This window comes from Microcoleus vaginatus HSN003 (assembly GCF_022701255.1).
In the GTDB taxonomy this organism is placed as follows: domain Bacteria; phylum Cyanobacteriota; class Cyanobacteriia; order Cyanobacteriales; family Microcoleaceae; genus Microcoleus; species Microcoleus vaginatus_B.
The window spans coordinates 563869-576227 of sequence record NZ_CP031705.1 but is presented as its reverse complement, the minus strand read 5'-3'; the positions used below and the strand labels follow the sequence as shown (position 1 = coordinate 576227).

General features: G+C 41.7%; 6 protein-coding genes. 3 read left to right on the top strand and 3 right to left on the bottom strand.

Going from position 1 to position 12359, the window contains the following annotated elements:
• Positions 1-91 precede the first annotated feature (91 nt).
• Complete coding sequence (locus D0A37_RS02435; protein ID WP_242720622.1) at positions 92-280, bottom strand: hypothetical protein; 189 nt, start codon at positions 278-280, stop codon at positions 92-94.
• Between the two features lie 384 nt (positions 281-664).
• On the opposite strand from D0A37_RS02435, the gene D0A37_RS02430 reads away from it, so the two are divergent.
• The 3 genes from D0A37_RS02430 to D0A37_RS02420 all read left to right on the top strand — a co-directional run bounded on the left by D0A37_RS02430 (position 665) and on the right by D0A37_RS02420 (position 4786).
• On the top strand, positions 665-1192 hold the full coding sequence (locus D0A37_RS02430) for a type IV pilin-like G/H family protein (RefSeq protein WP_242720620.1): 528 nt from the start codon (positions 665-667) through the stop codon (positions 1190-1192).
• A 136-nt stretch (positions 1193-1328) separates the two neighbouring features.
• Complete coding sequence (locus D0A37_RS02425; RefSeq protein ID WP_242720618.1) at positions 1329-3566, top strand: O-linked N-acetylglucosamine transferase, SPINDLY family protein; 2238 nt, start codon at positions 1329-1331, stop codon at positions 3564-3566.
• Positions 3567-3616: 50 nt separating this feature from the next.
• Entirely contained in the window at positions 3617-4786 is a 1170-nt protein-coding gene (locus D0A37_RS02420; RefSeq protein ID WP_242720616.1) for a glycosyltransferase family 2 protein, read from the top strand.
• Positions 4787-4858: 72 nt separating this feature from the next.
• Here the strand turns inward: D0A37_RS02420 and D0A37_RS02415 are convergent, their stop codons facing one another.
• Both D0A37_RS02415 and D0A37_RS02410 read right to left on the bottom strand, forming a co-directional pair.
• Positions 4859-8512 carry a tetratricopeptide repeat protein gene (locus D0A37_RS02415; RefSeq protein WP_242720615.1) on the bottom strand — a complete coding sequence of 1218 codons (3654 nt, stop codon included), beginning with the start codon at positions 8510-8512 and terminating at the stop codon, positions 4859-4861.
• 72 nt (positions 8513-8584) lie between these two features.
• Complete coding sequence (locus D0A37_RS02410) at positions 8585-12337, bottom strand: class I SAM-dependent methyltransferase (protein ID WP_242720613.1); 3753 nt, start codon at positions 12335-12337, stop codon at positions 8585-8587.
• Positions 12338-12359 lie beyond the last annotated feature (22 nt).

Here is a 12359-nt window from a genome sequence, read left to right as displayed (position 1 = left end):
TGCTGGGCAGGCAGGGGTTTGGGTGTGAGTGTTCGATCGCCCCTAGCTTAATTTAACTCGTCTTTGGGGGCGGGCGATCGCCCTCCATCCCCTATCTTGGCTGTTGGCGCGATCGCCAGCCGAGGATAACAGCTAAGGTGATACTGGGGGTAAAGACGGCAATTAGGGCGTTGAGGTCGGTAGAGGGTATGGATAAGCTAGGCCCTGCGTACTTGATGGCTAGGGAAAGGGCGGCGGAAAAGGTGAATACTTTGAGGATGGGGCTGATGTTGGTGTTCATCGGATTGGTCTTTGGGTATATAATTTGGTTTTGGGAGGGAGAAGAGGGGCGATCAAACTTAAAAGAAGCAGCGACAGTGTGGAACTGCACCTGGTTCTGTACAATTGCTTGTGGAGAGGAAAGATGCAAACTCACTACTGCAAGCTGGCTCAAGCTTAGATTACTGCATCCCCTCACCTTAAAGTCGGCGAGCCAGAAGATGGCTTGGGATGAAGTCAAGGAACTGTTAACAAAGCTGGAACCCTTTGCCCATAAGCTTTTAGAGTTATAGGATGGAGGCAATTTAAATAAAAATGCCGGGATGATATGAAAACGAAAGAAACTGGGTAAGTTATCTGTAGGAGTTAGAAATCAAGCATCGCACGCCTTTAGGAGAAACTAATCATGAAGACTGAATTTAAAGCCAGATTCCTGCAACACCTCAACAAGAAAAGACAGGATAAGGGTTTTACCCTGATTGAACTGCTGGTCGTTATTATCATTATCGGTATTTTGTCTGCTATTGCTTTGCCCTCTTTCCTCAACCAAGCCAACAAAGCCAAGCAGTCAGAAGCCAAGCAGTATGCAGGTTCAATGAACCGCGCGCAGCAAGCCAAATACGCTGAGGATGGTGCATTTGTAGCTGCGGTTGAGGGTCTGGGGATTGGCATCAAAACTCAAACCTCTAACTATACATATACCATCACGAACACGCCTGCCTCCAGTATAGTTGCTAACATAGCACGACCTGTAGGTGCTGCACTCAAAGGCTATACGGGAAATGTAGCTTTAGTCATACCAACTGGTCAAACAGACGCAACCACGGTGGCAATATTGTGTGAAACAACAAGCGCAGGAGTCAGTGGTGCTCCAGGTACAATAGCCAATAATAACGTAACGTGTGGTGGCCAGCAAACTGAAGTATCGAAGTAACACAGGTATCGGAACAAAAATGGTTTTTGCCAGCCAAACCTAAAATCTGTACGGAAGCGGGTAGTGTTTTTTATACTACTCGCTTTTTGTAATTAGTCAAATTTATTTGATCAATTGTCTTAGTAACTTTTATCTTATGACTGTTACATACTTATCTACTGAGCCAGCAGACTGGCACCAACAAATTGAGCAGTGCAAGCGCCAGGGAGATTACAGCCAGGCTGCAAACCTTTACGAGCAAGCCATTGAAGCCGAACCGGATACAAAATCCTACTACTGGCATTTGGGCTTGTTGCTGCTGTTGCAGGGGCAAGAGGCAGAAGCTCAGACAACCTGGCTGCTAGGCATGGCAGATGCAGATCCGGAACAATGTGAGCTGTGGACTGCGGAACTAATACAAGTGCTGCAAACAGAAGCAGAGCAGCAGCAAAACCTTGGCAACCATTTAGTGACATGGGCGATCCGGCAACATCTGCGAGAGATTAATCCTGTAGATATTAACAACCTATTGCATTTGATAGGGCTCTCTATCTTGCTTGAGAACTACACAGGAGAGGAGCTGACTTCTCTGGGCGTAATCGAAATGCTCAATTTACAGCCTCCGATAGAGTTAGACTCCGAGTTATTAATGCAAGTTTTGCATAGTGTTTTAGAATGCGCTCCTTTGCATCCGTCTTCCCTAGAACTAGCGTCAGCCAGTCTAGCCCATGTGCGGCACCCTGAAGTTTTCATTGAAATCGTACTGCGAGCCTCTATAGAAATTGCTTACTCGGCGCGAGTACCAACAATAGCGGTAAGCTTTGTTGAGTTAGCCGTGAGTTTAGCTCCGGAAAATCTAGGGCTATTGCTGCATTTGGCAGGATTTTACCAAAATGCTCGGCAATATGAGGAGGGAATAAAAATGGCAAAATTGTGCTATTCGTTAGCCAATGAATTGCCAGATAAAGTTTTTGCTAATCACAAGCTGCTGCGAGGGTTGATGAGTGCAGGTGGATATTGGGAAGAGGTTGGTTCGGTGATGGAAAGGCACGATTTACTGCTGAAGTCACTGATAGCAGAACAGCCGAGATTGCTGAATCCAGTCACAGTTCAAAACTTATTTCTTAGTCCCTTCTTTTTACCATATTTTGAAGACAATCCTCAAAATAATAGAAACCTTCAAAATCAAATATCTAAACTGTGCCAAGCGAATGTTCAAATTTATGCTAAGGAACAATCAGAGCGATACCGACACAGACCAGCTCTTAGGAAAAATATTAATGAGTCTGACAAACCGTTGAAGATTGGCTACATATCGCATTGCCTCAAAAGACATTCTGTGGGATGGTTAGCGCGATGGTTATTTCACCATCACAATCGCGATCGATTTAAAATTTATGGTTATTATATTAATGCTAAAAAGCACAGCGACAATTTACAAGAGTGGTATATTTCTCAATGTGAAACTTCATACAAACTTGGCATTGATGGGCGGGAAATAGCTGAGCAAATTTATCAAAATGAGATTGATATCTTAGTTGATATCGACAGCATTACCCTCGATGTTACTTGTGAAGTGATGGCCCTAAAACCTGCACCAGTTCAAGTCACTTGGCTCGGATGGGATGCTTCAGGAGTGCCTGCAATTGACTACTATATTGCCGATCCATATGTTTTACCCGAGTCAGCGCAGAATTATTACACAGAAAAAATTTGGCGCTTGCCCCAAACTTATATAGCTGTAGATGGTTTTGAAGTGGATGTACCAACTTTGCGTCGCGATCAGTTGGATATTCCGGATGACGCGGTGATTTATCTTAGTTGTCAGACGGGGTACAAACGGCATAAAGATACAGCGCGATTACAGATGAAGATTCTGAAGGAAGTCCCGAATAGTTATTTTTTAATTAAAGGTACGGCTAGCGAAGAATCGATTAAATGCTTCTTTACCGAGTTGGCCCAAGAACAAGGTGTCGAGTGCGATCGCTTGCGGTTTCTACCAGAAGTGGCATTAGAGGGAGTTCACCGAGCTAATTTGGGTATTGCAGATGTGGTACTAGATACCTATCCTTATAATGGAGCTACCACAACCCTCGAAACTTTGTGGATGGGCATTCCTCTAGTTACACGGGTAGGCGAACAGTTTGCTGCTCGTAACAGTTACACTATGATGATGAATGTAGGTGTGACGGAGGGGATTGCTTGGACGGATGAGGAATATGTGGAATGGGGTATACGCTTAGGAAAATCTCCGGCTCTGAGGCAACAAATTGCTTGGAAATTGCGACAATCTAGGCAAACTTCTCCCCTGTGGAATGCTAAACAGTTTACACAAGAGATGGAAAAAGCTTACGAACAGATGTGGCAAATTTATGTGAAGAACCATCATTCATAAAACTGCTGATAGCAATGTATGACATAACTTTAGCTGTGGAGGATAGTTAGGTGAATGATTGTTTAGATGAGGTCATTAGCCCTCGCTTGTCCCTTTGCATGATTGTTAAAGATGAAAAAGAGAATTTATCGAGATGCTTAGAGAGCGCTAAACCTTACGTTGATGAAATAATAGTAGTAGATACTGGTTCTCAGGATGGTACGCCGGAGATTGCCCTTCTATATGGAGCAAAAGTCGATTACTTCAAATGGTGTGATGATTTTTCAGCAGCTAGAAATTTTTCTCTTTCCTTAGCATCGGGCGACTGGATTTTAGTGTTGGATGCTGATGAAGAATTAGTTGTTAATACTGATTCGTTGAAGGAGGAATTAACTTCACAAACCGAAGTCATAGCATATTTACTGATGCGAAGCGAAGCCAATGCTGTAGAGGGGGCAACCCCATTAAAAACACCTAGGCTATTTCGCAATCTTCCAGAACTTAGATATGTAAGTCGCCTGCACGAATATATAGACTTAAAGAATTACTGCGATCGGCACAACTTTTTGGTTCAGCTAGAAAGTTTGAGAATTTTGCACCATCCCAAAACGGATCCGGAAAAAATCCAGCAAGAACTGATAGAGCGTGACATTGCTATTTTGGAGCGCATCCAACAGGAGGAAGGTCTTAGCTTAAGACTTCTTTATAGTCTGGCTGGTGTTTATGGGGCTACTCAGCAAACTGAAAAAGCTCAAGAATGCTACGCAGAAGCTTTTGAGCGACTTTTTCCACACTTGATGGAAGGCAACCCGCCGGACGATTTTGCTTTTATTCCCTCCCTGATTTTTACATTGGCGGGGCAGTCATTGCAGAATCAAGATTATGAAACGGCACGCTTACTTTGTCAGCGGGGTCTTGAGTGGTGTGCCAACTATCCGCCCATAACTTACATAGCTGGAATGACTTTAATTGCTTTAGGATTTCCTCTCGGAGCTATTGCTTATTTTGAGAATTGCTTGCAACTTGGTAAAGAGGCGAGTTACTACGCAGGAGAGCCTTTCGAGCTAAGTTTTATGACCACTTATCCCACCTGTGGTTTAGGTGCTGCCTACATTCAGATGAAGTCCTGGCAAGCAGCTATATCCGCATTTGAACTAGCGCTTGATTTTGATGAAAACTGTACAGAAGCTAAACAAAATATAGATGGAATTAAAGCTTTGCTTAATCAAGGAATGCAATGATTGAGAAATGTGGCAAAGGTAGGTTGTAGGTAAACCTTGACAACAGAATCGCTGCTCGATTTTCAACACCTGCTATTTGTACCCTATTGCCACAATCTCCCATTTTTCTCGGCGTACTTCTAAATCGCGGAAACCTGCTTGCTGCATTTTGTCCTCAAGGCTGTGGACTGTGAATGCTGTATGGTGAGCCATGTAGTAATTGCCCTGAGCGATCCTTTTCCTAAAACCATAGAACATATCAATGGCTGCGATCGGGCCAGCAGGAGAAATATACAGGGGAGAATCTTCTAAGTTGCCCTCAGCTACAGCCTCTGCTACTATCTGGATATCTGGAACAAGAATCATGGCGAAGCCGCCTGGCTTTAAGACGCGGTGGAATTCTGCTAAAACAAGCGGCACTTGATGATAATAAACGTGTTCCACATTGTGGGATGAATAAACGGCATCAACTGACTCGCTGGGTACACCACTCATATCTGTGATTGAGCCGATGATATCCGGCCTCACAGCAGGGTCAATATCCAGTCGCACTTCTTGCCATTCATCCGTAGGGAAGGTTTCAGGTAAACTATCTGGACGATAAGGCCCGCACCCAACATGGAGTACAGTCTTAGCTAAGCTATTTTGAAATAGAGCTTTTGGCAAGATCCACGGTTCTGTTTCTTGTTGCTTTAATCTTTCTTGCACAACTTGTTGGTAGAATTGCTCAAGTCCTTGGACACAGGTTTTGTCTTCATAAAGATAAGCATGACCCTCGCTCATCGACTGCGAGATATCCTGCCGCCATTTGAGGTCTAATCCCAATTTCACGGCAATCTCAATATACTCTGCTTCATTTTGGGCAATGGTATCTGTCACCCCTAACATTTTCAAGATTCCACAGGACTGACGACCTCGCATCAGTTCACCCGCACAGGTCACAATAGGTAAATTGCAGGCAACTGCATCAAAAGTGGTGTGACCCCCCGAAAAACTTAAGGTATCCAGAAAAACATCTGAATTTAACATGAGACTGGTGTAACTCTCCCTGTCTTGAGCGGGCAAAAATACACAATAATCCTCGCTATTCAAATTAACTGCTGCAAAAGCATTGTGTAACCGCTGGCGAAATTTTGTTTCTAGAATTTTAGAGGCATCATTAAAAAACTTCGATCTAAAGACAAATACAAGCTGAGCTTGGGGAACTCGGCGAACTATTTCGACAAAGATATAATCGTATTGCGGTAAATATTTAAAACTCAATTGACAAGATAGATAGATAACAGCTCGCTCGCGAAGCTGAAAATCTGAACGAGTTTTAGTTAGTTTGGGAATCAACGGCTTGGGATAGGAAATTCCCAGATTTGGCAGCCGAACTAATTGTTCAGTATAGTGTTCTTGGGCATTTTCTGGTTCGAGCAAGTCACCAGACAAGAAGTAATCGATGGTTGGCAGTCCCGAGGTAACTGGATGTCCCCAAGCAGTACATTGAATTGGAGCCAAACGCAGGGATGCCAATTGAGTTGTAGGCGCCCACATCCCAATGGCTAAAAATACTAGGATATGCAACTGGTCTTTAAAAATTTGCTGAGAAACTGCTTCTAAGTTGTCTGGTATGTAATAGTAAAAATCACTTAACAGTTGAATCTTTTTAGTCGTGGGGCTTATACCTAAATACGAACCTGTGTTATAGCAAAAAATTTCAAACTTGTCCCTGTCGCACCCCTCTAGCCAACCTAATATCCACTTAGTTGCACTGGAATTACCCATTGCATCCGAAACATAACCAATCCGGATTTTACTATTGTTTTTCAGCGGGGGGAGGGGCATAGGCACTACCCATGCAGGATAACTAGCAGCTACGACTTTATGAATAAACTTCCCATGCTGTTCTTGCAATTCTAAGTCGTTATAGCCTTGATAAGACAGATAAAAAGTTGCCGGTATAAGACTCGTAGCGGACAAGGCTTTTTTTCTAGCTTCGGGAGTGTCTAATTTAGTTTCGTTGATTACATTTTGTAGTCCTTGGATAAATTTATGGCGGTAAAATTCTATTTGTTCATAACTTTCATAAAATGATGGCAATAATAATTGGTTGAGGATATAAAGAAACAAATCATCTGGATGAGTCAGGGATGCTTCGGTGGCGCTAGCAATTGCTTCTTGAATACGACCACTCTCATTCAAAAACTCAATCATGAGGCTGTAAAGTGCTGTTTCGTCTGGATAACGGTTTATGCCCTCTTGCAAAATGCTGAAACTTTCTTCTTCTTGATTCAATTTATTTAAACAAGTTGCCAATGCAATATAATCATTACTCTCTACACATTGATCTATATCTAACAGTTCTTTGAAAAACTCAACAGCTTTTTTATATTCTTTTTGGCGATAGTAAGCATAACCAAAATAACTTAGTGACGAGGATTTTTCTCCTTTAGCTTCGTAGGCTAATCCTATATTGTTCAGAATATCGGGATCTCGAGGTTTGAGAGTTAAAGCTTGTAGAAAAGCCTCTATTGCTGCATCCCACTTACTATTAAGCATCAGAATATTACCCAAATTTTGGTAACAGCCAAAATCCTGAGGGTTTTCTTTAATCGCTTGGCGATAAACATCCTCTGCTTCTTGGATATGTCCTATTTGAAGTAAAATGTTGCCGAGATTGTTGTAAGCGTCAGTATATTGGGGATCGAGATAAATTACCTGCCGATACGCCTCAAGAGCTTGAGCGAAACTCGATATTTTTTCTAAAACTAAGCCAAAATTATAATGGATAGCAGCCTTTGATGGCTCAATTTCTAATGCTTTTGAAAGTGCATCAATTGCTTCTTTATATCTTTCAGTTAAATAGTAAATAATTCCCAAATTCATCCAAGCAGCCACATTATTGATTTCATAAAGCAATAATGTTTGATACTTTTGCTCTGCTTCCGCATATCGATGCTCATGAGTTAATACTACTGCTTTTGTTAAAAGGGCGGTAAATAATTCTTTTTGCTGCTTTGATTGAGTTTTTTTAGGAGATTCTAAGACGAATTGACTGTGGCGATTCTCTTTTATGTAAGTATTATTTTTAATATTCTCTACGTCCCAACTTAAAATAGATATACCATTCCAAAAACTTTCCTCTAAAAACTTTTTTGTCGGCAAGTTAAGCAAAAATTTACTGTTAGGATTGACGGCTGTAAAATCCAATACAGCTTGCTGAACTTCACTTGAGTTAGTGTTACTTAAAATAATTATAGCTCGGTCAGCCAGAAAAGGTTTTACTAATAGCAAAGCTAATAGCTGAGAACGGTAGTCATAAGTCGCATCATAAAAATAAACACCAATTTTTTCATCCAGTCCTATCTGTTGGAGTTCGTCAAAAAATTCCTCAAAATCTTGATTGCAAAAAAATACTTGATCCTGCAAATTAAATTTAGATAGATTAGTGGTCAGTTTTGCAAAGTTTTCACCGGAATCGTCAAAATCGGAAAAATTATCTACGGCATAAGCCATACAGTCTGGATGATCCAGGAGGGTACCAATTAAACTAGCTCCCCGCAAGCAGCCAATCTCACAATATACTTCCCCAGGTTCCATGCAGTCTATGGCAAAATTAAGCAACTGCATAATATTTGCTGTCGTCATTCCCTCCACTTGTTCAAGTACCTTCGCAAATCTCTGAGACTTCGGCTGCACGGAGGGGAAATTCCAATTCTCGTAAAAATTGGGAAGCTGTTCGATAAATCTTTGAAAGTCCATAGAAATGTAATCCTTAAGTTAGATGGGTCAGTTGCCGGTGTCCGTGTCTTCTTTCTAATAGACAAAATTATACTATTGCATATGCCATGCTCCGGTTTCTAATTGAACAACTTTCTTGTTGCTGAAGCTATCAAGTTCTAATGAAGGAAGAGTTGTGGCTTTCTGATATGCGATCGCCTCTCTATTTTCATTTTCCAAAACCATTCTTCCATAAAGACGTGGCATCAGAGCTTCCCACTGAATTTCACTTAATTGTCTTATCATGGAAATTTCCGACCCTTCGGAGACATCTAGATCTTCTTCCATCAGCAGATTCATCGCCACACTAGACAAAGCTAAATAAGCATCTTCGTCATTAATGTTGCTGTAGTATATCATGAGAGTGATCTTACTTTTGTCTGGGTGAGTTGCGATCGCCCTCACTACTCGTTCCAATTCTAAACCAAGAGACTCTTCTGGCTGCGTCCAATCTGGAAAAATAATTAGATTAATCTCTTTCAAGTTTAAACGCACTAGAGTTGCGTCAATTAGGGCTGAACTAACCCTTGTCGCCATTTTTGACCAAGAGAACTTTTTGGCTTGTTCCAACCCAGCCGCGATTAATGAGTTGCGAACCTTCGGTTTTTGTACCTCGCAAAGTGCATCGGCTAAACCCTCAACATCCCGATCATTCACATATAATGCCGCCTCGCCTGCAACTTCTGGAAGAGAAGAATTAGGACAAGTAATGACAGGACAACCGCAGGCTATCGCCTCCAGTATAGGCAAGCCAAATCCTTCATATTTTGATGGATAAACCAATGCAACAGCACCAGCATAAGCTAATCTCAACTCCTCATCATTGAGTTGCAGCTTGTGAACTACACAACCAGAAGTATAAGCTCTCAATTCTGATTCTAATAACACTCCACTCCCTGTACACACAATTTCAAAACCTTGTTTGCTGGCAAGTTGACCAAAAGCTTGAAAGAATAATTTAATATTTTTATAGTCCGAGCCACCTCCGACAGAAATAAAGTAGGGTTTGGATATCCCATACTTGGTTTTAAAACCATTAATATCTTCTTGGCGCGCTGGTGAAAAAATAGTTGAAAGTCCACAGTGAGCAACTGTTACCAACTCGGAAGAAATATCGGGAAAGAACTTTATCAGGTCACGGGCTGTATTTTCTGAAATTGAAATGTATGCAGATGCGTGGCGAATCGCATAGTGCTTTTCTTGCCACATAGGATCATTAAAATTCGCTCCTAAAACTTCAGGAATCATGTCATAAGCCATGAACACAGAAGGGGTTGATAGTGGCGTTGTATAGTAAGTGGAGATAAATAAATTAGCACCTTCCTCATCGCAGACTTGCTGCAACATTTCGCGGTCAGCATCCGTGCTTTCGTAGTCATAACGTGGTACATTGCGATACCAGATTCCAGAAATTTTTGGTGCAGTTCCAGCCCTGTCAAGAACTACGAGATGCTTGGCAAAACCGTTTTTGGCCCATTCTTCTAGCAAAGATTTCCAGACCCGAGCAATTCCTGTGCTGTAGAGTTGGAAAAACACGCCATCAATGATAATTTTAGGATCTTCCGTGGGGGTTATTAAAGTTTTATTTGGTAAATCATCTGATGCTAGAAAATGCCAACCCGCGCCTTTAAGTTCTTTCTGTGCGATCGGGACTACACCGCAGGACTCGGCAGTATCAACGGTTGTTCCATCCTGCACCCAGCCTAAATACTGGCGTAATAGAGCTGGAAATTTAGTCTGCTGCTGCAAAGCTGTCCATTGCGAGAGAGCATTGGTATAGCCATAATATTTTTCTTTAAACCTCAATTGTTCTGGTATCACATAAGCAAAGTGCTGGAAAACTAATCCCAGGTTTTCTGTTTCTTCGTGTCGAAAAGCGTTGAACTCTGCCACATTTCTCAACTCACCATCTGGTAAAGGTTCAGCTAAAATGGGGGGTTCATGGCGTACCCAGACATGACCAGGCTTAAACCTCCACGTTCGCAACCATTCTTGTGCAGGATTCTGAGCGTAACAGTTGCGACTGCTAATCACCAACTTCTCTCCTACAAAATACCAGCACCAATAGAAAGCCGCTGTTTTTTCAGGATGATAGATGAACATCTGTCGCGCTGTGCAGATTTGCTCGACAGTCCACAATTCATCAACATCTACTTGCCATAGCAAACATTCCTGATTAATATTTTCCAACGGTGCATTAACCATTTCACGTTTGCCTTCCCAGAAAATACCCTCCGGTTTACGATAAACAGTGACATTTTCTGGATATAGCTGTGCCAGTTCCTCTAGGTATTCTGCTGTGCCGTCATTGCTGCGTCCCTTGGAGTGGATTTCCTCGGTAATACGTCCGCCATTTCGCAAAGACCACGCTGTATCATGCTTCAAGTCCGCTACACCCTCGACTATATGCCAATGCCATTTATAGGGGAGTTGTTTGAATACTTCTATGTGATACTCGATGAATGGTTCACCATTGAGGACAATAGTAAAGAAGTGAATCGGTAATTCGGGTGATGAAGTAGAGGAGAAAGCAGTAGAATTTTTTTGACCGCAGGCGAGAGTTGACGAATACTCATGATTGAGCAAGCGATGTTTAGCAATATTGTGCCATACACGTTCAGAACCCGGCCAAGTAGGTACAACGTCGTGAAACGCTATCCATCCGCCATCTTTGACAAGGGGGAATGACTGCTCATAGTCTTTCAAAACGTCTAAAAACTGATGAGAACCATCAATAAAAATAAAATCAATTGCTTTGTCTCCTGTTAATCCTTCCCACTGGCTTAATATTTGATGCGAATAACCCCGCAATGGTACTACATATTGAGATAATCCATTTTTTTCTATATTTTCTTGCCATATATCAAAAAACTTTCTGTCCGAAAAGTCCGTATCATTTCCGTCCCATGTATCTATGCAATAAATTTTTCGATTAGTGCCTATACAGGCATAGGACATGGCAACGGTGGAGCGTCCTTTGTACGATCCTATTTCAACGATTACAGCATCATTGGGGAGGGACTTTACTTTATTGAAAAGGTACTCTTCTTGCCCTGGAACCATGAAACCTTGAATGGCTTCAACAGCAGACTGAATAGTTGTATAACTGACTGGTTGAACTGCCCTTTTCTTGAAAATCGCAAACCCATTGCGTACACTATTGTTTTCGGTTATCACAGTATAATCGGAATTCTGATACATCCGCTGGAGATTGTGATAATTTTTAAATGTATTAATATCATCTAAAATAATATATTTTGCTCCACAAACCTCGTCTAGTTCTGAACTTCCAGTAAATTCAGATCCATCTATTAGTACAACGTCAAAAAAATCTATATTGTTTTGTTCTTTAATTTGAGCGATACCCCTCCCTGATACCCCTGATTGCTTTATATATTCAATATCCTGATGCAGCCAGTTTATAACCTGTTCAAGTGGATAGTAGTTCAGATTTGTCTGATTGCTTTTGTAAAATTTAATGACTTGCTCTTCATCAGCAAACTGTTCTAGTGAAACAGACGAGACGTTGTAGCACTTTACAAAAGGATCGTCCTTGTAAGTATTTTGGAGTTCTGCAAACCGAGGCTTTGAAATTTCTAGGCAGAATAATGTTGGCTGATTGGGATTTGCCCGCAGCCCGGTTACAAATGCTTCTGTGCTACCTTGCCCTGAAGAGGAGCCTATTTCTAAAACTGTTTGAATATCTTCTTCTTTGGCAATATTTTGGATGGCTCTGTAAAAATCATCGTTTTTAATTTCAGGAGGAATCAGACGGTTGAGTTCATAATCTAAAACGTTATTTTCCATTATTTTAGAGAGCCTGTTTTCA